This window comes from Streptomyces sp. NBC_00310, from assembly GCF_036208085.1.
GTDB lineage: Bacteria > Actinomycetota > Actinomycetes > Streptomycetales > Streptomycetaceae > Streptomyces.
Genome location: NZ_CP130714.1, coordinates 9,873,126 through 9,894,384, shown reverse-complemented (window position 1 = coordinate 9,894,384; position 21,259 = coordinate 9,873,126). Strand labels below are relative to the sequence as shown.

Sequence of the window (21,259 nt, the reverse complement as noted above, 5' to 3'; positions counted from 1 at the left end):
CCCGGCCGCCGCCTCCGGTCACTCTCCCGGCAGGGGAGGCGGCACGGGAACGCCTGTGGCTTCAGGATTCTCGGCGGCGTACGACGGCGGGAGGTCCTGCTCCGTCCAGATGCATTTGCCGTCGGAGAGATAGCGGGCGCCCCAGCGCCGGGAGAGAGCGGCGACGAGCTGCAGGCCACGTCCGCCTTCGTCGGTGTGACTGGCGTGGCGGATACGGGGGGTGGTGAGGCTGCCGTCGTAGACCTCGCAGATCAGGGAGCGGCTGCGCAGCAGACGGAGGCGGACGGGGCCCTTGGAGTGGCGGACCACGTTGCCGACCAGCTCGCTCGCCAGCAGCTCCGTGGTCAGCGTGAGATCGTCCAGTCCCCAGGCGCTCAGCTGTCGGCGGATGTAGTCCCGGGCCTGCCCGGCCGACCGGGGATCCTCCGGGAGGATGCAGGAAGCGACATCCCGGGCCGGGGTGCACCGGATGTGGACGACGAGCAGGCCGGCGTCGTCATTCGTCTGTTCGTGGTCGGGCAGCAGAGCCGACACGATCTTGTCGCACAACTCCTCCAGACATCGGACGTCGTCGTCCTCGTCGGTGGCCTCGAAACAGGTGGTGTCGGCCGTGGCACGGGAGACCACCTGGCGCAGTTGGGCCAGTCCCTCGTCGGTGTCCCGGGTGGCGGATTCGACGAGACCGTCGGTGCACAGGACGAGAAAGCTCCCGTCGGGCAGATGCAGCTGGTGCGTCTCGAAGGGCGGCCTACCGGCGCCCAGGGGCGGGTCCGGATCGACGTCGGGGCTGTGGACGGTGCCGTCGGGCTGGACGACGACCGGCGGGGGGTGGCCGGCGAGGGAGTACGAGCACGTGCGCGCGACAGGGTCGAAGACGGCGTAGAGGCATGTGGCGTAGAAGTCCTCGCCGAGGTCGGAGACCAGGTCGTCGAGACGGCTGAACAGCTCGTCGGGGGGCATCTCCAGGTCGGCGAGGGTGCGTACCGCCGTGCGCAGTCGGCCCATCGTGGCCGCCTCGGTGATGCCGTGGCCCATGACGTCGCCGATCACCATCGCGACCCGGTCGGCGGACAGGGGAATCAGGTCGTACCAGTCACCGCCCACCTCCTCGCCCCGGCCCGCGGGCAGGTACCGGGCGGCGGCGCGGGCGGCGGGCAGGCGGGGCAGCGTCCTCGGCAGCAGGCCGCGCTGCAGTTCCCGGGCTCGGGCGTGCTCCATGTCGTACAGACGGGCCCGCTCCAGCGACTGACCGACCAGACCGCTCAGAGCCGTCAGCAAGGAGCGCTCGTCGTCGCTGAAGGAGCGTGGCTCGCTGAAGGACACCACGCACAGGCCGATGACCCGTCCCGAGGCCATCATGGGCAAGAAGGCCCACGCCTCCTTCGGAGAGGCGTCGTTCAGACGCCTCAGCGTCGGATAGCGCCCGGCGATCTCCGCTCTCGACTCGATGAACAGAGGAGTACGCGTCCGCACCGCGTCCTGGATCGGGGTATGGGCGCCGAGCGTGATCCCGTCGACCATGCCGAGGTACTCCTGCGGATACCCGGCAGCGCCGACGACTGTCAGGCGGTCCCCTTCGAGCACCTGGAATATCAGCCCGTCGGCGCCGAAGGGAGCGAGGACGAACTCGGCGACGGCCCGCACGACGTCACGCGAGGTGACGGCCTCGGCGAGTGCGGCCGTCAGCTCCCCCATGCGTACTGATCGTGATCGCCCGGCGCCTGCCTCCGGGCCGGAGGCGGGCGAGGTCCCGGTCCCACCGCCCAGGCGCGAACCGGCCCACCCGGCCAACGCGCGCAGCAGGGACCGTTGGGTTTCGTCGGGCTCACCGGGTTCTGCCGTGAGCACGGACAGCACACCGGCCGGCCCGTCGGCGCCGGGAAGGGGTACGGCCGCCGTGCCGGACGCGCCGACGCCCAGGCTGTCTCCCGCGACGCTGACGAACGCACGACGCCGTACGGCGAGCGCGGGCGCCACATCCTGCTGGTCGAGCAGATCCGCCCACACTGCCGCGCGTTCCCGGGCGAGCCCGCCGGCCGCGACCAGGCGGAGCCGGCCGGCCGCACCGTCGTGCCGGTGCACCATGGCACCCAGGCCGCCCAGACAGGTCGTCGCGTGTTCGAGGACGACGTCCAGTGTCTTCGTGTCCCGCTCCCCGCCGCCCCAGATGTCGTCGCCCGGGGCCCACGGGAAGACGGGCCGGAGCCGCTCGGACTGCTCGGGGCCCCTCGCGGGTTCACCCTTCTCAGCCGTCACCGCACCTCCTGCCCGACTACGGACGCGCCCCGGCGATACCACCACTCTCGGAAGGAATCGCCCATACCATCATAATGACGGTGAGGCTGGCGCTCGTGCCGGTGCTCGTGACGGTGACGGCGCGGCTGGTGCTCGTGACGGTGACGGTGCGGCTGGTGCTCATGCCGGCCGCGGCCGGTTTCCGCCCACGATGACAGCGGCCGGGACGTGCGCTCAGGGCGTCGTCAGTGCCTCGCGCGCGGTCAGCTCCGCGTCGTGCCCATAGATCCACCCGTTGTGCGCGAAGGGGTCCGCGTTCGCGAACGACGCGTCCCTGGCCCGCTGGGCCGGCCCGTCGGGCAGGTGGTTGCTCTCCGCCCTGCCGCGGCTCAGCTGCTGCACCCGGGTGGCGCGCGGGCGGCGGATGTCCTCGTAGCGGCGCAGCGCGGCAGCCGGGTCTTCCGGCCGGTCGCCGAGGCACCCTGCCAGAACGGCGGCGTCCTCCATCGCCTGCGCCGCTCCCTGCGCGAAGAAGGGGAACATCGGGTGCGCCGCGTCTCCCAGCAGCGCGACGGGCCCATGGGTCCAGCGGGGCAGCGGGTCCCGGTCGAGCAGCGCCCACCGCCCGACGCGTTCCGCGGCCGCGAGCAGCGCCCCCAGATCGTCCGACCACCCGGCGAACTCGGCGCGGAGGTCCTCGATCCGCGCCTGCGCCGACCACGACTCCGTCGTCCAGTCGTGCGCCGGCCCGAAGGCGACGATGTTGATCTGCGTGCCCGCGGAGATCGGGTAGTGGACCAGGTGGCGATCGGGGCCCAGCCAGAGCGTCTGGACCGGACGGCGCGCGAAGGCCGGTGCGAGCTGGGCCGGTACGAGGCATCGCCAGGCACAGATGCCCGAGAGCCGCGGTGCTCCCGCTTCGGCCACGTAGCGGCCCACCGTGGTGTGGACGCCGTCGGCGCCGACCACGACATCGGCGAACTCCCGTGATCCGTCGGTGAAGGTCAGTTCGACGCCGTCGTCCATCCGGTGGAGGCCGGCGAGCCGCATCCCCAGGCGCAGTGACGGCTCGGGGACCGCCGCGCGCACCGCGTCGAGCAGATCGGCGCGGTGCGCGACGTAACTCTGCTCGCCGAAGCGCCGCTCGCATTCCTCGCCGAGATCCTGCGAGAACAGCACCCGCCCGTTCTCCCAGCGCCGGAACTCCCACCCGACCCGCAGCGGCACCGCGCGCTCGCGAAAACGGTCCAGCCGGCCGAGGCTGCGCAGCAGTCGCACCGCGTTGGGGGAGACGACGAGGCCGGCACCGACCTCGGTCAGCGCGGGCGCCTGCTCGTACACGGTCGCTTCGATCCCGGCGCGGTGCAGGAACGCCGCGGTGGCCAGACCGCCGATTCCTCCGCCGACCACGGCCACGCGCGGGCCCGGCGCGGATCTCTTGCCCTGGCTGGTCATTCACTGGCTCCTTCGGTGGAAACGACGCCCGGCCCCGCGGTGTGCGCGGGCGCGAGGACGATGTCGAAGCGGACGCTGGACCAGGCACGGTCCGCGAGATCGCGTCCGTCGGGGGCGGGGGTGCCCGCAGGGTGCTCCACGAAGTCGTGGATGAGCGATTCCTTGACACCGAACACGGCGTCACGGGTGAGGAGTTCGTCGCCGCGGACGAAGATGTGGGTGATCAGCGTTCGCTTTCCCCCGGCCCGGACGTCGAAGTGCAGGTGCGAGGCGCGCATGGGGGAACGGCCGACGGAGGCGAGCAGCGCGCCGACGGGGCCGTCGTGCGGGATGGGGTACGGGGTCGGGGTGATCGCCCAGAACCGATAGTGGCCGTTGTCGTCGGCGACGAGGTGACCCCGTGCCGCCACGCGGTCGTCGTCGTACTGCACGTCGTAGAAGCCGTCCTCGTCGGCTTCCCACACCTCGATGCGTGCCCCCGGGACGGGTGCGCCGTCGGTGCCGGTGACCGTGCCCTCGACCCAGCACGGCTGTCCGGCGGCGCCGAAGGAGATGTCCCCGCCCAGGGGGATCCCGGGCGAGCCCTCGACGAAGAACGGGCCGAGCACCGTCGCCTCGGTCGCGTTGGCGTAGGCCTCGTTGTTGATCGCGATCGTCTGCATGGACGCCCCGAGGACATCCGACAGCAGGATGAACTCCTGCCGTTTGTCGTCGGTGATGTGTCCGGCCGCGGTGAGGAACTCGATGGCGGACGCCCACTCCCCCTCGGTCAGGCGCACCTCGCGCAGGAACGCGTGCAGGTGCCGGGTCAGCGCCTGCATCATCTGCTTCAGCCGTGGGTCCTCGGCCGTCTCGAACGAGGCCACGACCTGCTCGACCAGGGCCTGCTCACGCGCCTGCTGGTCAGCGGCCGCCTGTGCGCCGGCGTCGCCGCTCTGCCCACTCATCATCAGTCCTCCTTGCCATCGGTCATCGTGCTCGGGTCCGTGCCGGCCCACGCCGAACGCAGCAGGCGCCGGAGATCGTGGGCCGTCACCGGACGGGGATTGCTGTCCGGGACCACGTCCAGGACCGCCTGCACGGCGTTGTCGGCATCGGCCTCCTCCAGCCCGTAGTCGCGCAGTGCCTTCGGCGCGTCCACGTCGTGCCGCAGGCGCTGCAGGCCTTCGATCGCCGACTCCGCGCCGAACGCGGCCGCGATCCGTTGCTCGGCTTCCGGGGCGGCGGATGTGTTGAACGCCAGTACGTACGGCAGCACCACCGCGTGGGTCTGGGCGTGCGGCAGGTCGTACATGCCGCCCAGGACATGGCAGATCTTGTGGTGCAGCCCCGAACCCGCGGACGAGAACGCCACCGCCGACAGGTAGGTCCCGTACAGCGTCCGCTCGCGGCCCCACAGCCCTGCCGGGTCGGTGACCACCGCGGGCAGTCCGGTCGCCAGCGCGCGGATTCCCTCCGCCGCCAGCGCACGGTCGATCGGATCCACGCGGGGGCCCCACATCGCGTCGACGCAGTGCGCCAGCGCGTTCAGCCCCGATGCGACGCTCATCGGTACCGGCAAGGACACGGTCAGGGTCGCGTCGTAGACGATGGACCGCGGCAGGACCCGCGCGTCCACGCCTGTCGTCTTGCGCGCCTGCTCGGTGAGACCCCACACACTGGTGGCCTCCGAGCCCGCGTACGTGGTGGGAACGGCCACGAGGGGCAGGTCCGTGGTCAGCGCGATCGCCTTCGCCAAGCCGGTGGTGGATCCCCCACCGACGCTGACCACGCAGTCCACGTGGCCTCGGGCCGCGGCGGCGCGCGCCCGCTCGGCCACCTCCACGGGAACGTGCATGACCACCTCGCTCCACCGCAGCACGACCGGTAGACCGGCGGTGACCTGCTGCGCGAGCTCCGCCTCGGCGGCTGCCGCGATCACCATCACCCGTGTGGCGCCGAGCCGTTGCACCTCGGCTCGTACCGTCGCCGCCGCCTCGCCCGAGGCGAAACACACCCTCTGGGGCAGAGTCTCGTGCTCGAACCGCGTCGACGACCTGTACGCCGAGTCGGCGTCACGGCCGCCGGGGGCTCGCGACGTCCCGGTCATAGGCATGTCTGACTCCTTTCATCCTTGAGCGGGACGGGCACGACGTCGCCGACCAGCGGCAGCGGCGGCTCGCTCGTCCGGCCAGGGGCCGCGTCCGGCTCGTCATCGGGTAGGACCGCTCGTCCCCGTCCGGAGCCCGGTCGGTCGGCGGGACCCGGCCGGGACATCACGTCGCGAGGGAGGCAGCCGACTCCGTCCGAAGTCCCGTTCCGGTCCGCCGTCCACGTCCCGCCCATCCCATGAGGGCCTCAGGGCCCGGGACAGAGATTGGGGCACCGACCCCCCGACGGTCAGTACGATGTCCGGTGAATGGACACTCTCCTGCGCGCACATACGTCCGCGAGCCAGGAGGAGGGACGGGCGGCAACCCCGTCACCGTGGGTGAGAGGAGCCGGAAACGGCCAACAGCAGCGACCGCGGCCGCACGGTCACCTCGCGAGCCCTGGCGATCCTGGGCGCGTTCACGCCGGAACACCCGGAGCTGACACTCGCCCAGGTGTGCCGGCTCACCGACCTCCGCCACGCCACGGCCCATCGGCTGGTCGGAGAACTGACGGCGTGGGGAGCCCTGGAGCGCGTCACCGGCGGCGCCTACGTCATCGGCCTGCGCCTGTGGGAGCTGGGCGCCCTCAATCCCCGTGGACTGCCGCTGCGGGTCCGGGCGATGCCCGTCATGGAAGACCTGCACGCCGCCACGCAGCAGCACGTGCAACTGGCCGTCCTCGACGGCACCGACGCCCTCGTCGTCGAAAGGATCTCCGCGACCGGAGCGGTTCCGGTGGTCTCCGGGGTCGGCGGCCGACTCCCCCTGCACGCGTCCGCCGTCGGCCAGGTACTGCTGGCCCACGCGGGCGCGGAGCTGTTCACCGAGGTCGTACGGGACGGTCTGGCCCGCTTCACGCCCAGGACCGTCACCGACCCGGCCGCACTGCGGGTGGCGTTGGCGGAATGCCGGCGGACCGGCGCCGCCGTCGTGCGCGAGGAGATGAGCCCGGACGCCTACTCGGTGGCGGCGCCGGTCACCGACTCGAAAGGCCGCGTGGTCGCGGCCCTGTCCGTGGTGGGCGCCGACGCCCGCACCCATCTGCTGGTGCCCGCGGTCGTACTGGCCGGCCGGGGCATCTCCCGGGGCCTGGGGTCCGGCGACGGGACATGAGAACCCCTGACGGGTCTACCTGGCCACCCGGACCCGCAAGATGCACACACTTCCGGTTTCTTCGGGAGTACGCCGAGCCGATTCCCAGGCTGCGTTCGCCTGCCCCCCAGGCTGCGTTCGCTTGCACCCCAGGCTGCGCAAGCCGCGCTGCCGCCGCTCGGATCACGAAACGATCCGAGCCGCCCGGGGCTCTGCCGCCCCGTTCCGGGGCATGGCTCAGTGCCTCACGGATGCCTCGATGACCGCTGCGACCTGGTCGGCCGCCGGTGAATTCCGGCCCGCCAGGCGCGCCAGGCCCAGGTCGACGGTTTCGTTCTCGACGAGCGGCAGGTAGGTCACGCCGTCGACGCGGAGACTCTGTACCGACTCCGGAACCAGGGCGACGCCGTGACCCGCGGCGACGAACACGACCATCGTCGCCGTCTCGCCGACCTCGACCAGAGCGGAGGGCTCGAAGCCCGCACGGGCGCACGCTGCGAGAACCCGGCCGTGCATGGAGGAGCGGTCGCGCGACGGGTGGACGACGATCGCCTCGTCGGCGAGTGCCGCGAGGGCGATGTCCTGGCGGCCCGCCAGGGGGTGAGCGGTGGGCAGGACAGCCACCAGCCGTTCGGACCGGAGGGTGGTGACCTCCACGGCGGCGTCCACCGGAGTGCCGGTGCGCAACAGGGCGAGGTCGTAGGTGCCCTGGAGCAGGCCTTCGACCAGTTCCGGATTGAGCAGCTCACCGCGGAGTTCCAGGGACACCCCGGGCAGCTGTGCCCGGACCGTACGGGCGATCCGCGGAAGGACGTCGTACGTGGCGGTTCCGACGAACCCGATGGACACGCGGCCGACCCGCCCGGCGGCGAGCAGTGCCATCTGATCCTCCGCCCGCTCCACCTCGGTCAGGATCGACCGCGCGTGAGGCACCAGATGGTGGCCCGCCTCAGTGAGCTCCACCCGCCGTGTGGACCGGGTGAAGAGCGGCGTCCCGAGCTGTCGCTCCAACTGCTTGAGCTGTTGGGAGAGCGCCGACTGGGCCACGTGCAGGCGCTGGGCGGCACGGCCGAAGTGGCATTCCTCGACGAGAGCGAGGAAGTAACGGACATGCCGGAGTTCCATGACCACATCTTATCTCGAAGACTGATCAATCAAGCGGAACTGAATATTGGACGAGATCAATCCCGGAACCTACGGTGATCCCATGGTTGAAAGCTTCGTATACACCGCGGTGAGAACACCGTTCGGGCGGTTCGGTGGAGCGCTCGCCGGAGTCCGGCCCGACGACCTGGCCGCTGTCGCCGTCTCGGGAGCCCTGGCCCAGGCACCGTCCCTGGACCCCGCGCTGATCGGCGACGTCGTCTGGGGCAACGCCAACGGCGCGGGCGAGGACAACCGGAACGTCGGCCGGATGGCGGTCCTGCTGGCGGGGCTGCCGACCTCGGTGCCTGCCACGACCGTCAACCGGTTGTGCGGCTCCTCGCTCGACGCGGCGATCATCGGTTCGCGTGCCGTCGAGAGCGGCGACGCCGACATCGTCCTCACGGGCGGGGTGGAGTCGATGACGCGTGCGCCGTGGGTCCTGCCGAAGCCGTCACGCGCCTTCCCCGCCGGCGACGTGACCGCCGTGTCGACCACTCTGGGGTGGCGGCTGGTCAACGAGCGCATGCCGAAGGAATGGACCGTCTCCCTGGGCGAGGCGAACGAGCAGCTGGCCGAGCGGTTCGCCGTCCCCCGTGGCAGGCAGGACGAGTTCGCCGCGCGATCGCACCAGCTCGCGAACGAAGCCTGGAACTCGGGGTTCTACGACGACCTGGTCGTTCCCGTCGCGCCGGACGGCGAGGTCCTTCTCTCCCGTGACGAGGGCATCCGGCCCGGATCCACGCCGCAGAAGCTGTCCGGCCTCAAGCCGGCGTTCCGGCCCGACGGCGTCATCACCGCCGGCAACGCCTCACCGCTGAGCGACGGCGCGTCCGCCGTACTGATCGGCTCGGAGGAGGCGTCGTCGCGCATCGGCCTCGCACCGCTGGCCCGCATCGCGGGCCGCGGGGTATCCGCACTGGAACCGCAGATGTTCGGGTTCGCGCCGGTCGAGGCGGCCGATCGGGCACTGAAACGGGCGGGGATCTCCTGGTCGGACGTGTCGGCGGTCGAACTCAACGAAGCGTTCGCCGTTCAGTCGCTGGCCTGCGTGGACGCCTGGAAGATCGATCCGGCCATCGTGAACACCAAGGGCGGTGCGATCGCGATCGGCCATCCGCTCGGCGCCTCCGGCGGCCGGCTCATCGGCACGCTCGCGGCGCGGTTGCGCGAGTCGGGGCAGCGGTGGGGCGTCGCCGCGATCTGTATCGGTGTCGGACAGGCCCTCGCGGTCGTCCTGGAGAACGTGACGGAGCGGGCCCGATGACTGTTCAGGTGTGTGCGGATGCCGATGAGGCCGTGGCCGGGATCAGGGACGGCTCGACCGTGCTGGTCGGAGGGTTCGGCATGGCCGGCATGCCGGTCGAGTTGATCGACGCGCTCATCCGGCAGGGCGCGACCGATCTGACCGTGGTGTCGAACAACGCCGGCAACGGAGACACGGGGCTGGCCGCGCTGTTGGACAAGGGGCGGGTCCGCAGGATCGTGTGCTCCTTTCCCCGCCAGTCCGACTCGTGGGTCTTCGACCGTCTCTACCGGGCGGGACGGATCGAGCTCGAGGTGGTGCCACAGGGCACCCTCGCCGAACGGATGCGCGCGGCAGGCGCCGGCATCGGTGCCTTCTTCTCGCCGACGGGCGCCGGTACGCCCTTGGCGGAGGGAAAGGAGACCCGCGAGATAGAGGGCCGCACTCACATCCTGGAGTACCCCATCAAGGGCGACGTCGCGTTGATCGGCGCCCACCGGGCCGACCGGATGGGCAACCTCGTCTACCGCAAGACGGCCCGCAACTTCGGTCCGGTCATGGCCACCGCCGCGACGACGGTCGTGGCACAGGTCCGCGACATCGTCGAGGTCGGTGCGATCGACCCCGAGACCGTCGTGACGCCGAGCATCTACGTCGACCGTGTCGTGCAGACGGGAGTGGGCGCGTGAACCCGATCGCTTCGCTGGTGGAGCACCTCGACCGAGGGCCGCTGGGCAAGGACGAGATGGCCGCCATGGTGGCCCGCGACATTCCGCACGGCTCCTACGTCAACCTGGGCATCGGCCAGCCCACGCTGGTCGCCGACCACCTCCCCGAGGGATCGGGGGTGGTGCTGCACACCGAGAACGGCATGCTCAACATGGGCCCCGCGGCCGAGTCCGGCCAAGCGGATCCCGATCTCACCAACGCGGGGAAGATCCCGGTCACCGAGCTACCCGGAGCGGCCTACTTCCATCACGCGGACTCCTTCGCGATGATGCGCGGCGGCCACCTCGACATCTGCGTGCTCGGTGCCTTCCAGGTCTCGGCTGTCGGCGACCTGGCCAACTGGCACACAGGCGCGCCCGACGCGATCCCGGCTGTCGGCGGAGCGATGGACCTCGCGATCGGCGCCAAGAAGGTGTTCGTCATGATGACCCTCTTCGCGAAGGACGGCGCACCCAAACTGGTACGGGAATGCGGTTACCCGCTGACCGGGCTGGGGTGCGTCGACCGTGTCTACACCGACCTCGCGACGTTCCGTGTCGGCCCCGAAGGCACCACCGTGCTCGAAACCTTCGGCATCACCTACGACGACCTCGCGGCACGCCTCGACGTACCCCTCGCACCGGCCGACGGCGCCAGCACTCCGCCGCTCGCTCCCTCATGACGCCTCAACCAGCAGGCCCGTACTGCATCCCGGACACCATCGACGTCCCAGGAGCCTGAATCAAACCTGACACTGCTCGTTGCAGAGGCCGTCGTCGGTGCGCGGCCACTCGCAGCAACCGCTGGAAGAATGCTCGGCTTTGTCTCGATCGACGAACTCCGTGACGATGCGGCCGTCCTCGATACGCCGGACCCCTACCTGCTTGCTGAAGTCGATTTTCAGTATGTCGACCTCCAGCCTTCTGCACTTCACCGCATATCTGTCAGCGGCCTCAGGGTATTTGGCGAACAGTTTGTCGACTTCCTCGAAGAAGTCAGGGTCGCGCTCGGGCCCACAGGCAGGCTTGGTGTTCATGATCACGCTCCCCGGCGTGGAGTGCTTGGAGCCCCTGAACCATGGTCTCTCAGCCTTGAACCCGGTGCCACCGAGACCAAGAACGTCACCCGTTCAACCGTGCATGGTCGCGGCCTTGGGAAACTCCGTACGTCCTTTGGCGCCGGCCATGGCGGAGGCCGGGTGAACCAGGCGGCGGAGCCGAGACTGGAGGGTTCTCCAGAAATCCGGAGGTGTCTCCTTCGGACGGGCCCGTAGAGTGGCCGCGGACGAGAGAAGAGATCCTCCGATGGACTCCCGTATATCGCGCATACGCTCCAAGCTGGCGAAGGTCCCGTACCAGGTGCGGCGCAGCCACTCGATGGGCGCCGAGCGTCACGCGTTTCGCGTTGGCCCGCGCATCAGTTCCGCGCGGGCGGACGTCTTCGAGGGCGAACACCACATCGAACTGCCGTCGGCCTACCGAAAGTTCCTTGTCGAGCTCGGGGGCAGCGGTGCCGGCCCCTTCTACGGTCTGCTTCCGCTGGCGGAGTGCAGGCTGTACACCATGGACCGGCAACCGCCGGACGGCACCCCGCGGGGATTCCATCACGTGGACCACCCGGAGGCGCTGCAAGGAGACCTGTTCCTCCACATCATCGAGATGGGCTGTACCGACCTGTGCATCATCGGCGTGACCGGCCCCCTCACCGGCCGCGTGCTCACCGGGAACGCGGACGGCTTCTGGCCCCCGAACGTCTCCTCGGCCCAGGACTTCCTCTCCTGGTACGAACGCTGGCTGGACCACATGCGGGACGGCAAGGACAACGACGCTCTGGGGCTCATCTCCCCGGCGATCGTCGCAAGCGCCCCCTGGGCCCCCGGGCCAGGGCCCGGAAAACTCTGTGGCCGCAAGCCGCAGAGTGTTGAGGCGACGGGACGCGAACCCGAGATCCTCGCAGCGCCCTTGTCCCATGAGACATGGCGAAGCCTGGAGAAGGACGGCCACCGGACCGTGCTGCGGCGGACCGAGGACGGGGTCCGGCCGCAGTCACGGACCGGCCGCGCAGTCCCGTGCGGTGTCCAGCCCCCCGCCCCGCGAGGTTGCTTGCCGACCGCCACCCCGCGACAGCCATGCCGTCCTCGCCCGGACAGACTCGCACTGGCTCCTTCCTGGAGGCCGGCCCGGCCGCCCGACCAGTGCATGGGCCGTGGGCCGTGGGCGAACGGCTCCGCAGACTCGGCATCCGGCTCGGGGAACGCCGGTCGACCGCGCTGTTACGGCTCACCACCGAGCTGCCCGCCGCTGCCCGCGCCCGCGCCCTCGGCATCGACATCGACATCACCGTCGCCGTCGCCGTCGCCGTCGCCGTCGCCGTCAAAGGGCAGCGCACCGCCGCCGGAGACTGGGGCATCTACGCAGACGAGATCAGCCGCCGATCAACGGCGCAGGAGTGAAGGACATGCCACAACTCGCCTACGACGCCGTGCTCTGCGACATCGACGCCGAGCGCCTCGGAACACAGGCCGACCGCTGCCTGTTCGTCGACGACACCGCAGACAACGTCGTTGCGGCCCGCGCAGCGGGGATGACCGCCCTCCACTACCGCCGCCTCGACGATCTCCGCCGGGCGCTCTCACCGCGGCTCAACACGCCGGGCTCCCAGGCGGATCGGTCCTGAACCGCAGACGGCGACAGCGCCCCCGTCCTGCCGCCCGCGAAACGCGACACCGTGCTGCGCCGTCCAGGCCGGTCATGAGGCAACTACCCCAGGACCAGTCGCCGTTATGAGCCGAACTCGCCCGCGCGCAGTCTCAGGTCACGGAGCACCTGAGTATCAGGTGCTCGTCCAGGGCACCTTGTATGCCGGTTTCCGTTCTTGCAGCGGCAGGCGTGGGTCAGCAGCGCATCGGTGTCGAGAGCTGCGAGCACGGCCGGACAGATGTCTCAACCCGGGGTGTGCCCGCGGACCGTTTCGCGGAAGGTGATCGGGGTCTGGCCGGTGCGCTGGCGGAAGTACTTGCTGAAGTGGGTGGCGCTGGAGAAGCCGAGGCGGTCGGCGATTCGGGCGGCTGCCTGATCGCTGTGGGCCAGGAGGCGCTTGGCTTCGAGGACGACACGGCGGTCGATGAACTCCTTGGCGCCCAGGCCGGCTGAGGCGAGGGTGGCGCGTGCGAGGGTGCGGGCCGAGTAGCCGAGCGCTTCGGCGTAGTCCTCGACCCGGCGGGTGCGGGCGAAGTCCTTTTCCACCGCGTCACGGAAGCGGAGGTAGGTGGCGTCGGGTTCGGGGGCGGCGCTGCCGACAGGCGCGGTGAGGTGGGCCAGTCGCAGGACGAGAACGGCCAGCAGGTGGCGCAGGGCCGCGGTGTGAATCTCCAGGGGCAGGCGTCCGAGGGCGTGGAACTCCGCGGCGAGATGGTCGGCGGCCAGTCGCAGGGCTTGGGCGTCCGCGGACGGGGGCCTGCGCAGGATCGGCGCGTGCGGGTCTTCTACGTGGGCGCCGGCCGTGGTGGCCGGGTCGAGGAAGTCCTGGCGGAACAGGATCAGGGTGCCGTCGGCGTGGGTGGGGTCGCCCCACTGCTGAACCTGGCCGGGGCGAACCCACAGCCATGAGCCGGGTTCGAGGGCATAGGCGGTGAAGTCGACCGTGTGCCAGAGGGTTCCGCCCGTGAGGGTGACCAGGTGGTGGAAGTCCGGGCGCTGGGGGGCCGTGAGCCGCTCGTCGGGTACGCGGTGGCGCAGCTCGGTGAGGGACAGCACCTCGACCCCGGCAGGGGTGCCGGCGGGCGCCGCGAAGGAGACCTCCGGGATCCCTCGATCGACATCATGTCGGTTTTTGACCATCACCAGTCACCATCGTATCCGATTCAACCTGTTCAACCACTCTAGCTTGGAGCTGTCAGCCCATCCGGCATCAATCGTTGTCGGAAAGCGGTAAGAGCCTGGTCAGAGAGGAGGGCATGTGATGCCTACGGCGGAACGGGCCTCCCTGACGTACGTCTTCGACGCGTACTGCGCCTGGTACTACGGCTTCGGCCCCACCCTGCGGGCCTTCGCCGAGCACAACGCTCACCGCATCCGGCTCACTGTCGTGTCGGCCGGCCCCTACACCGGTGCCCGGGCGCTGCCGGTGGCGGCCTATCCGCACCTGTCGGCCGAACGCGGCACCGTCACGCGCCTGACCGGGGTCGCCTCGGCACGGGCTACGACCGCGCCCTGGCGCGGGGAACGACCGTGCTCGACTCCGCCGCCGCGGCGGCGGGGCCGGCCGCGCTGCGCGACCAGCCCGGCATCAGCGAACTGGACGCGGCCGAGGCCATGCAGCGGGCGTGGTCCATCGAAGGCCGCAGCCTGTCCGACACCGAGGTCTACCGGGACACAGCCGGCGAGTTCGGGCCTGGACTTCCCGACCTCCGCCCTCGACCAGCGGCTGACCACGACCATCCCTCACGTCCCCATCCCTCAAGTCCCCATCCCTCAAGTCCCCATCCACGACCTGCCCTTGCGAGGAGAACCGTCATGAGCAACGCCAAGAACACCGTCCTGAGCGCAGCCGGCGAACTGTTCGGCCAGAAGGACCCGAGCGCGGTGGACCGCTGGGTCGCCGCCGACTACACCCAGCACAGCACCCTGGCCGCCGACGGCCCCGAGGCCCTGCGCCGGCTTGTCGCCGGTCTGCCGGAGGGCTTCCGCTACGAGGGCGCCCGGGTGATCGCCGACGGCGACCTGGTCGCCCTGCACGGCACTTACCACGGCTTCGGGCCCGACCCGCTGATCGCCTTCGACGTCTTCCGCGTCGACTCCGACGGCAGGCTCGCCGAGCACTGGGACGCCCTGACCCCGCTGGTCACCGACACCGCTTCCGGACGCTCGCAGACCGACGGCCCCACCGAGGTCACCGCGCCCCAGGAGGCCGAGGCCAACCGGGCCCTGGTCGCCGAGTTCGCGCAGAAGGTCCTGGTCGGCGCCGACTACTCGGTGCTCACCGACTACATCTCCACCGAGACGTACCACCAGCACAACCCGGAGGCCGCCGACGGCCTCGACGGCTTCGGCGCGGCTGCCGCGAAGTGGGGCGAGCAGGGCAAGAACCTCGTCTACCAGACCGTCCACAAGGTCATCGCCGAGGGCGAGTTCGTCCTGCTCCAGTCCGAGGGCGAGTTCGGCGTCCCCGTCGCGTACTACGACCTCTTCCGCGTCCAGGGCGGCAAGATCGTCGAGCACTGGGACATCATCACCCCGATCCCGGCCGAGCTGCCCCACGCCAACGGCCTGTTCTGAGTAGGCGGTTCGTGCACCAAGGCCGCACACCGCCCGCAAGGAAAGAAGCGCGATGAGTGAGTTCACCTACGCCGGGAAGTCCTTCATCTTCCACGTCGACAACGGGGTCGTCTTCCGCAACACCTACGCGGCCGACGGCACCACCCTCCGCTACGCGACTCTGGAAGGCCCGGCCAAGGGCGCCGAGGCACGCGGCATGGAGGTCGTAGGAGACGTACTCCGGGACGAGGCGCTGGCCGTGTTCCGCAACTACCGCAAGGCCGTCGACTCGGCCGACGGCATCGTCGTCTACAACGCCCGTGGCGGTGCCGAACGACAGCCGTGACACCGCGTTTCGCCACCGACGTGGTCACCTTCTACCACCCGGACTTCTGGGGGCTCACCTCCGCCGACGCCGTACGCGACTGGGCGTCGGCGAACCCCGAAGACTTCTGGGACCGGGTGATGGAAGCGCTCACCGAGGCCGGTGTGACGGGTATCGAGCTGACCTTCGCACCAGGCGACATCGAGTCCGCCCTGCGGGCGTTCGGCAGCGCGCCCGCCTTCCGGCGCGAGCTGGCGGGCCGGGGCCTGTCCGTCGTCAGCGCGTTCACCGCGGACAGCGACGCCCCCGACTGGCGCCGCGGCGACAACCTGCCCGCGATCGTCGCCGACACCGAACGGCGCGTGGCCTTCCTCGCCGAGGTCGGGGCGGACCTTCTCGTCGCCGGACTGCCCATGCGTACGACGTTCGGGACGCGCCCGCCCTTCTTCGTCGACGCCGCGTACATGACCCGCATGGCCGACATCGCGCACATGGTCGGCGAGGCCGTCAGCCGACAGGGCGTGCGGCTCGCCTTCCACACGGAGTCCAACAGCACGCTCTGGTACGAGCGCGACATCGACCTGTTCATGGCCCTGACCGACCCGCGCTACGTCTGGCTGTGCCCCGACTCCTGCCACATCGCCCTCGGCGGCGGCGACCCCGTCGCCGTGGCACGCCGTCACGCGCCACGCATCACCCTGGTGCACTGGAAGGACGCGGTAAAGCCCATCGACGTCGAACTCACCATCGACGAAACGGTCTTTGCCCAGCAGCAGCCCTACATGACCGAACTCGGCACGGGCATCGTCGACTGGAAAGGATGGGCCGACGCGATGTCCCGAACACCCGGCGCCGGCACGATACTCATCGAACTGGACGAGGCGGCCGATCCCGTCGCCGCGCTCAGGGCGGGTACGGCTGTGGCGAGGAAGGCCCTCGCGTGATCGACTTCTCCGCCTGCATCGAGCTGATGTTCCCCGAAGGCGACCGGCCGCTCGACGACCGGGCACGCGCCGCGGCCGACTCCGGGTTCCGCGCGGTGGAGATCTGGGACTGGTGGGACAAGGACCTGCCCCGGCTCACAACCCCCGCTTGGCCTGCACATGAGAGGCATCGATGGTGGCGCGCGAGAAGTCGAGACGGTCCGCCGCCCGTAGCCCGTCCAGCAGCACCCGCTGGAGTGCCTCCCATACCCCGGCCTCCTGCCACTCGGCCAGCCACCGCCAGCAGGTAGGACCGGAACCGAACCCCAACTCCTGCGGCAGGAACTCCCACTGGACACCTGTGTAGAGGACGAACAGCACACCCTGGAGCGTCTTGAAGTTCCCCCCGGGCCCTGGACAGCGGGTGTTTACGCTGCGGGGGTGAGGTCTTGCCTGAGCAAGGTTCTCGTTTCGAGTGGGGTGACGTACCCATGCTCGGGGTGTCTGCGGAGTCGGCTGCGGTTGTACTCGATCTCGATGTAGCGGAAGACGTCGGCCCGGGCGGCCTCGCGGGTCTCCCAGACGGTGGTTCCGATCTCCGCTTTCAGGACGGCGAACCAGCTTTCCGCAGCAGCGTTATCGTAACAAGAGCCGACACGTCCCATCGACTGTCGCATGCGCAACTTGCGTATCTCGGTGCGGAATTCATCACTCGTGTATTCGCTGCCGCGGTCGGTGTGCATGATGCAGCCGTCCTCCAGACCACCGCGTCCGGCCGCCATCCGCAGGGCGGCGACCGGCAGCTCGGCGCGGTGGTGGTCGGCCATCGCCCAGCCGATCACCTCCCGCGTCGCGAGATCAATGCAGGTCGCCAGATACAACTTCCCTTCCCGTGTGACGAGTTCGGTCATGTCACCGACCAGCCGCATCCCGGGACGGGGGGCGGTGAAGTCCCGGCCGATCAGGTCGGCGGCGAACACCGCCCGCCTGGCCTGCCTGGTCAGGCCCCGACGCCGGCGGCGGGTGATCCCGACGATCCGGTACTTGCGCATCAGCCGCTCGACCCTCTTCGGGTTCACCGCCCGCCCGGCCCGCCGCAGGGCGGCGTGGATCCGCGGGGCCCCGTAGGCGCCGCGCGATCCGGCGTGGAGCACCCGGATCTCGTCCACCAGGCGTTCCTCCTCGCGCCGCGCGACCCGGCGCGCTGACGCGGCCGCCCGGTGCGCGTAGTAGGTAGAGCGCGGCACTCCGAGCGCACGGCACAGCAGCGCGACGCTGTGACCTGCGTGATTGTCGTCCGATGTCTTCTCCGCGTCGATGAAGCGGCACCGCGTGGCGGTGTCTACCTCATCTTGTCCTGCGCGAAGAAGGCGGTCGCTTTTCCCAGGATGTCGACCGTCTTCTCCAGCTCGCGGACCTTACGCCGCAGCTGGGCGAGTTCTTCCCGCTCGGCGCTGGTCAGAGTCCCGGCGGGCCCCTCGCCCCGGTCGGCCTTGGCCTGCTTCACCCAGCCACGCAGACCCTCCGGGCTCACCCCCAGGTCCCGGGCGACCTCGGTGACCGTCTTGTCCGACGACAGCGCCAGCGCGACGGCGTCGCGTTTGAACTCGGCCGTGTACCGCTTGCTCATGTTGCTCTTCTTGCTCACTACCTGTGACTGCTTCCTCCGGGACCTTCCGTCCCAGTATCAGGCTGTCCAGGTCAAGGGGGGAGCTTCATCTTGCGGTCATCGATCCGCTTGCGCCCCGGGTACCGGAACCGCCGCTCATGCTTCGGCAACAGCGGCTCGATCACCGCCCACAACTCGTCACTGACCTCCCACGGCTTCCGCCGCGCCATGGTCGCACCCCACAAAAGACGGGATCACGTACATCTCCACCGTGCCACAACACGATCTTTCTGCAAGGACCCCTTAATGGCTGCGCACCCGGCAGACCCGCGGCCAGCAGGTTGATCACGACACGGCAGTGCGCGGCCACCCCCGGAGCGGGAGCGCGCCGGACAGACCCTGGTCCATCAGCGGCGAAAACGGCTTTCGGTCACCGCCGGCGCGGTGTCCTCACAGCCACCGTGTCAGTTGTACGGGCACCGCGTCCCGGATTTACTCCACAGTCAGATCAGGCTCGACGGGCGCGACGATGTCCACGATGGTGCCGCAGGGGGTCAGTGAGGACCCGGTCGGGCTGGGTCACGTCTCTGGCCGCGGGACGATCCGGGCCCGCTTGGGGCGGAACGACCCGACGCTGGTGTCGGCGTCGCCGACTGCCCGCTTCGGCTTGGCAGTCGAGGAGGCCGACGCTACTGGCTCGATGAGGTCGTCCATCGAGCAGTCCAGGATGTCCAGCAAGGCCATGAGAACTTTCAGGCTCAGTCGCTCGGGTCGCTCAGTCACCAGCCGGTAGACCTGGCTGGAGGACAAGTCGATGCCGCGTTCGGCCAGCGGAGGTTGCAGGGGCGGTGGACGGCGCGCAGCGTCACTTCGGCAGCCTGCTCGAAGCGGTCCGCGACGTCCTCGCTTTCGTGACCGGCCCCCGCCCCTCACGGGCCGGAGGGATCAGCCGCGGTGGACGGATCTCGAGGTGGCCGATGTGATCACGGTGTCGGAGCCGTCTTGGACAGTCCCGTTCTCCGGGCGGTCGCCGACAACGTCGTCGAGTTCGTCGCGCGCGGGGTGGCGACGGATCCCGGATCGGGCGGCGTGCTGTCTGCCGCCTACCGACCGGGTACTGACGGTGGCTGTCTACTACCGGACCTGACCATACGGCAGCTCGCGCCGCTGTTCGGGGTCTGCCTGCCACTGCGTGCCGGGTGATCCAGCGACGAGGAATACCTTCGCCGCACGCCGTCGCGTGGCGTCGTGGTGATGCGGCATCAAGCCAAAGTGATCCCCGCGCCGTCGGTCGCCTTCCGAGATCGGTGCGTCGCTCCTATCCTCGTGCGCCAACGGTTACCGAAGGTAAGGGGTGGGGATGAGCGGCACCACACGCAGAGGGTTCCTCAGTGCGGCCGCGGTCGCCGGCGGCGGAATCGCCCTCGGAACGCCTCAGCAGGCCGCGGCCCGGAGCGGCGCCACCCCACACACCGTGGCCGTACTGGGCGGGGGCGTCGCCGGGCTCACGGCGGCGCACGAACTCGCCGAACGCGGCTTCCGGGTCACGGTCTACGAACGCAAGGCCCTGGGCGGCAAGGCCCGCAGCATGGACGTGCCGGACAGCAGCACGGGCGGGCGCGATCCTCTGCCCGGAGAGCACGGCTTCCGCTTCATCCCGGGGATCTATCACAACCTGCCCGACACCATGCGGCGCATCCCCTTCCCCGGCAACCCCAACGGCGTCCACGACAACCTCGTCGCCCCCAAGGAGATGCTGTTCGCCCGCTCGGGCGGCCGCGAGGACATCCGGATCCCGCTTCCCTGGCCCGACAGCACCCCGGCCGAACTCACCCCCGACGAAATCCGCCGGGCCCTCACCTCCGTCCTGGACACCGCCTTCAACCTCCCCCTCCACGAGGCCCTCTACTTCGCCAACCGCCTCCTGGTCTTCCTCACCAGCTGCGACGAACGCCGCGACGACACCTGGGAGCAGACGCCGTGGTGGGAGTTCGTACGGGCCGGGCGGATGTCGTACGACTACCAACGGATCCTCGCCGTCGGTATCACCCGCAACATCGTGGCCACCAAGGCGGAGGAGGCCAGCACCCGTACGGTCGGCACGCTACTGGAGGCGTTCGCCTTCAACCTCCTGGGGCGGGGCGCGGACGGACCGCTGGACCGGATCCTCAACGCGCCCACCAACGAGGCCTGGATCGACCCCTGGGTGACCTATCTGACGTCACTCGGGGTCGAGTTCCACATCGGCTGGACCGTACGGGACCTGACCCTGGACGCGGGCCGGGTCGCCGGGGCCGTCGTGGAGGATCCGGAAGGTGCCCGCCGGACCGTCACCGCCGACCACTACATCTCGGCCATGCCGGTCGAGCACGCCCGCCGCACCTGGAACTCCGCCGTGCGCGCCGCCGATCCTCAACTGGCCGCGTGCGACCGGCTGGAGACGGACTGGATGACCGGCATTCAGTTCTATCTGACCGAACGTACGCCGATCCTGCACGGCCATCTCGACCTCATCGACTCACCCTGGTCGCTCACCGCGATCGCCCAGGCCCAGCACTGGCCGGGCCACGACTTCCCCGCCGACTTCGGTGACGGGACGGTCGCGGACTGCCTGTCCGTCGACGTCTCCGAGTGGGACCGGCCGGGCATCCTGTACGGCAAGACGGCCAAGCAGTGCACCCGCGCCGAAGTCGCCCGCGAGGTGTGGGCGCAGTTGAAGGCGGCGCTCAACGACAGCGGCCGTACGGTCCTGAAGGACTCCGTGCTGCACTCCTGGTTCCTCGATCCGGCCGTGACCGGACTCGGTACTCCGAACCCGGCCAACGAGGAACAGTTGCTGATCCACCCGACGGGGACCTTTCACCACCGTCCGCGGTCGGCCACGAAGATCCCCAACCTCTTCCTGTCCGGCGACTATGTGGCCGTGCCCATCGACCTGGCCACCATGGAAGGCGCCAACACCTCGGCCCGGCAGGCAGTCAACGCCCTGCTGGACGAGATCGGTTCGGCCGCCGAACGATGCACCATCACCCCGCTGTACCGGGCCCCCGAGTTCGAGGCACTCAAACGCCACGACCGCACCCGTTACCTCCTCCGCCTGCCGAATCTCTTCGACGTCGGTTGACATCTCCGCATG

General features: G+C 70.1%; 20 protein-coding genes and 4 pseudogenes. 12 read left to right on the top strand and 12 right to left on the bottom strand.

Features of this window, described 5'->3' with window-relative positions; all coding sequences use genetic code 11:
• Positions 1-18: 18 nt before the first annotated feature.
• The 4 genes from OG202_RS43175 to OG202_RS43160 all read right to left on the bottom strand — a co-directional run bounded on the left by OG202_RS43175 (position 19) and on the right by OG202_RS43160 (position 5,779).
• The gene (locus OG202_RS43175) at positions 19-2,256 is read right to left on the bottom strand and encodes a SpoIIE family protein phosphatase (RefSeq protein WP_328224529.1); all 2,238 of its coding nucleotides are present in this window, start codon (positions 2,254-2,256) and stop codon (positions 19-21) included.
• 213 nt (positions 2,257-2,469) lie between these two features.
• A complete protein-coding gene (locus OG202_RS43170; protein WP_328224528.1) occupies positions 2,470-3,690 on the bottom strand; it encodes an FAD-dependent monooxygenase in 1,221 nt (406 codons plus the stop codon).
• Complete coding sequence (locus tag OG202_RS43165) at positions 3,687-4,640, bottom strand: dioxygenase family protein (protein ID WP_328224527.1); 954 nt, start codon at positions 4,638-4,640, stop codon at positions 3,687-3,689. The genes OG202_RS43170 and OG202_RS43165 overlap by 4 nt, the downstream gene beginning before the upstream one ends.
• Positions 4,640-5,779 (bottom strand): maleylacetate reductase, encoded by a 1,140-nt coding sequence (locus tag OG202_RS43160; RefSeq protein ID WP_328224790.1) that lies wholly within the window; start codon positions 5,777-5,779, stop codon positions 4,640-4,642. Before OG202_RS43160 ends, OG202_RS43165 begins: the two co-directional genes overlap by 1 nt.
• A gap of 442 nt (positions 5,780-6,221) precedes the next feature.
• Here OG202_RS43160 and OG202_RS43155 point away from each other — a divergent pair, with 442 nt between their 5' ends.
• Complete coding sequence (locus OG202_RS43155; RefSeq protein ID WP_328224788.1) at positions 6,222-6,935, top strand: IclR family transcriptional regulator; 714 nt, start codon at positions 6,222-6,224, stop codon at positions 6,933-6,935.
• A 216-nt stretch (positions 6,936-7,151) separates the two neighbouring features.
• On the opposite strand, the gene OG202_RS43150 is transcribed toward OG202_RS43155, so the two are convergent.
• A complete protein-coding gene (locus OG202_RS43150; protein ID WP_328224526.1) occupies positions 7,152-8,039 on the bottom strand; it encodes a LysR family transcriptional regulator in 888 nt (295 codons plus the stop codon).
• Between the two features lie 82 nt (positions 8,040-8,121).
• Here OG202_RS43150 and OG202_RS43145 point away from each other — a divergent pair, with 82 nt between their 5' ends.
• Genes OG202_RS43145 through OG202_RS43135 form a run of 3 tightly spaced genes read left to right on the top strand, consistent with a single transcriptional unit; the run spans position 8,122 to position 10,693 of the window.
• Positions 8,122-9,324: a thiolase family protein gene (locus OG202_RS43145; protein WP_328224525.1), complete on the top strand. Its 1,203-nt coding sequence runs from the start codon at positions 8,122-8,124 to the stop codon at positions 9,322-9,324.
• Positions 9,321-9,992, top strand: a complete 672-nt coding sequence (locus tag OG202_RS43140; RefSeq protein ID WP_326574262.1) for a 3-oxoacid CoA-transferase subunit A — start codon at positions 9,321-9,323, stop codon at positions 9,990-9,992. Before OG202_RS43145 ends, OG202_RS43140 begins: the two co-directional genes overlap by 4 nt.
• A 56-nt stretch (positions 9,993-10,048) precedes the next feature.
• On the top strand, positions 10,049-10,693 hold the full coding sequence (locus OG202_RS43135; RefSeq protein ID WP_328224787.1) for a 3-oxoacid CoA-transferase subunit B: 645 nt from the start codon (positions 10,049-10,051) through the stop codon (positions 10,691-10,693).
• 60 nt (positions 10,694-10,753) lie between these two features.
• Here the strand turns inward: OG202_RS43135 and OG202_RS43130 are convergent, their stop codons facing one another.
• Positions 10,754-11,047: a hypothetical protein gene (locus OG202_RS43130; RefSeq protein WP_326574263.1), complete on the bottom strand. Its 294-nt coding sequence runs from the start codon at positions 11,045-11,047 to the stop codon at positions 10,754-10,756.
• Between the two features lie 1,176 nt (positions 11,048-12,223).
• On the opposite strand from OG202_RS43130, the gene OG202_RS43125 reads away from it, so the two are divergent.
• Together OG202_RS43125 and OG202_RS43120 are read left to right on the top strand one after the other, a co-directional pair.
• Positions 12,224-12,463, top strand: a complete 240-nt coding sequence (locus OG202_RS43125) for a hypothetical protein (protein WP_328224523.1) — start codon at positions 12,224-12,226, stop codon at positions 12,461-12,463.
• 5 nt (positions 12,464-12,468) lie between these two features.
• Positions 12,469-12,687 carry an HAD-IA family hydrolase gene (locus OG202_RS43120; protein ID WP_327726579.1) on the top strand — a complete coding sequence of 73 codons (219 nt, stop codon included), beginning with the start codon at positions 12,469-12,471 and terminating at the stop codon, positions 12,685-12,687.
• 266 nt (positions 12,688-12,953) lie between these two features.
• Here OG202_RS43120 and OG202_RS43115 read toward each other — a convergent pair whose 3' ends face one another.
• Complete coding sequence (locus OG202_RS43115; RefSeq protein ID WP_327726580.1) at positions 12,954-13,850, bottom strand: helix-turn-helix transcriptional regulator; 897 nt, start codon at positions 13,848-13,850, stop codon at positions 12,954-12,956.
• 121 nt (positions 13,851-13,971) lie between these two features.
• On the opposite strand from OG202_RS43115, the gene OG202_RS43110 reads away from it, so the two are divergent.
• From OG202_RS43110 to OG202_RS43095, 4 genes are read left to right on the top strand one after another with little or no spacing between them, the layout of a single operon-like run.
• Positions 13,972-14,529 carry a DsbA family protein gene (locus tag OG202_RS43110; protein WP_328224522.1) on the top strand — a complete coding sequence of 186 codons (558 nt, stop codon included), beginning with the start codon at positions 13,972-13,974 and terminating at the stop codon, positions 14,527-14,529.
• On the top strand, positions 14,526-15,287 hold the full coding sequence (locus OG202_RS43105) for a nuclear transport factor 2 family protein (RefSeq protein ID WP_327726582.1): 762 nt from the start codon (positions 14,526-14,528) through the stop codon (positions 15,285-15,287). Before OG202_RS43110 ends, OG202_RS43105 begins: the two co-directional genes overlap by 4 nt.
• 52 nt (positions 15,288-15,339) lie before the next feature.
• Positions 15,340-15,612 (top strand): hypothetical protein, encoded by a 273-nt coding sequence (locus OG202_RS43100; protein WP_327726583.1) that lies wholly within the window; start codon positions 15,340-15,342, stop codon positions 15,610-15,612.
• A complete protein-coding gene (locus tag OG202_RS43095) occupies positions 15,609-16,535 on the top strand; it encodes a sugar phosphate isomerase/epimerase family protein (RefSeq protein ID WP_328224521.1) in 927 nt (308 codons plus the stop codon). The genes OG202_RS43100 and OG202_RS43095 overlap by 4 nt, the downstream gene beginning before the upstream one ends.
• 141 nt (positions 16,536-16,676) lie before the next feature.
• On the opposite strand, the pseudogene OG202_RS46695 reads toward OG202_RS43095, so the two are convergent.
• The 5 genes and pseudogenes from OG202_RS46695 to OG202_RS46690 all read right to left on the bottom strand — a co-directional run.
• Positions 16,677-16,910, bottom strand: a pseudogene (locus OG202_RS46695) (transposase); the annotation flags it as partial.
• Between the two features lie 32 nt (positions 16,911-16,942).
• Positions 16,943-17,842 (bottom strand): annotated as a pseudogene (locus OG202_RS43085) (IS3 family transposase); the annotation flags it as partial.
• A gap of 14 nt (positions 17,843-17,856) precedes the next feature.
• Positions 17,857-18,144 (bottom strand): transposase, encoded by a 288-nt coding sequence (locus tag OG202_RS43080; RefSeq protein WP_326584620.1) that lies wholly within the window; start codon positions 18,142-18,144, stop codon positions 17,857-17,859.
• 89 nt (positions 18,145-18,233) lie between these two features.
• Positions 18,234-18,353, bottom strand: a pseudogene (locus OG202_RS43075) (IS5/IS1182 family transposase); the annotation flags it as partial.
• A gap of 349 nt (positions 18,354-18,702) precedes the next feature.
• Positions 18,703-18,867, bottom strand: coding sequence for a hypothetical protein (locus tag OG202_RS46690; protein ID WP_405896150.1), 165 nt, complete (start codon positions 18,865-18,867; stop codon positions 18,703-18,705).
• A 352-nt stretch (positions 18,868-19,219) separates the two neighbouring features.
• Between OG202_RS46690 and OG202_RS46685 the strand changes: the two are divergent.
• Both OG202_RS46685 and OG202_RS43065 read left to right on the top strand, forming a co-directional pair.
• Positions 19,220-19,340, top strand: a pseudogene (locus OG202_RS46685) (transposase family protein); the annotation flags it as partial.
• A gap of 143 nt (positions 19,341-19,483) precedes the next feature.
• A complete protein-coding gene (locus OG202_RS43065; RefSeq protein ID WP_327726585.1) occupies positions 19,484-21,247 on the top strand; it encodes a hydroxysqualene dehydroxylase in 1,764 nt (587 codons plus the stop codon).
• Positions 21,248-21,259: the final 12 nt, after the last annotated feature.

Excerpts from the sequence above, each read along its gene's own strand:
- OG202_RS43170 (WP_328224528.1), bottom strand. The coding sequence starts at position 3,690 with ATGACCAGCCAGGGCAAGAGATCCGCGCCGGGCCCGCGCGTGGCCGTG.
- OG202_RS43165 (WP_328224527.1), bottom strand. The coding sequence starts at position 4,640 with ATGATGAGTGGGCAGAGCGGCGACGCCGGCGCACAGGCGGCCGCTGAC.
- OG202_RS43160 (WP_328224790.1), bottom strand. The coding sequence starts at position 5,779 with ATGACCGGGACGTCGCGAGCCCCCGGCGGCCGTGACGCCGACTCGGCG.
- OG202_RS43150 (WP_328224526.1), bottom strand. The coding sequence starts at position 8,039 with ATGGAACTCCGGCATGTCCGTTACTTCCTCGCTCTCGTCGAGGAATGC.
- OG202_RS43145 (WP_328224525.1), top strand. The coding sequence starts at position 8,122 with ATGGTTGAAAGCTTCGTATACACCGCGGTGAGAACACCGTTCGGGCGG.
- OG202_RS43140 (WP_326574262.1), top strand. The coding sequence starts at position 9,321 with ATGACTGTTCAGGTGTGTGCGGATGCCGATGAGGCCGTGGCCGGGATC.
- OG202_RS43135 (WP_328224787.1), top strand. The coding sequence starts at position 10,049 with ATGGCCGCCATGGTGGCCCGCGACATTCCGCACGGCTCCTACGTCAAC.
- OG202_RS43130 (WP_326574263.1), bottom strand. The coding sequence starts at position 11,047 with ATGAACACCAAGCCTGCCTGTGGGCCCGAGCGCGACCCTGACTTCTTC.
- OG202_RS43120 (WP_327726579.1), top strand. The coding sequence starts at position 12,469 with ATGCCACAACTCGCCTACGACGCCGTGCTCTGCGACATCGACGCCGAG.
- OG202_RS43115 (WP_327726580.1), bottom strand. The coding sequence starts at position 13,850 with ATGGTCAAAAACCGACATGATGTCGATCGAGGGATCCCGGAGGTCTCC.
- OG202_RS43110 (WP_328224522.1), top strand. The coding sequence starts at position 13,972 with ATGCCTACGGCGGAACGGGCCTCCCTGACGTACGTCTTCGACGCGTAC.
- OG202_RS43105 (WP_327726582.1), top strand. The coding sequence starts at position 14,526 with ATGAGCAACGCCAAGAACACCGTCCTGAGCGCAGCCGGCGAACTGTTC.
- OG202_RS43100 (WP_327726583.1), top strand. The coding sequence starts at position 15,340 with ATGAGTGAGTTCACCTACGCCGGGAAGTCCTTCATCTTCCACGTCGAC.
- OG202_RS43080 (WP_326584620.1), bottom strand. The coding sequence starts at position 18,144 with ATGAGCAAGCGGTACACGGCCGAGTTCAAACGCGACGCCGTCGCGCTG.
- OG202_RS46690 (WP_405896150.1), bottom strand. The coding sequence starts at position 18,867 with ATGGCCTTGCTGGACATCCTGGACTGCTCGATGGACGACCTCATCGAG.
- OG202_RS43065 (WP_327726585.1), top strand. The coding sequence starts at position 19,484 with ATGAGCGGCACCACACGCAGAGGGTTCCTCAGTGCGGCCGCGGTCGCC.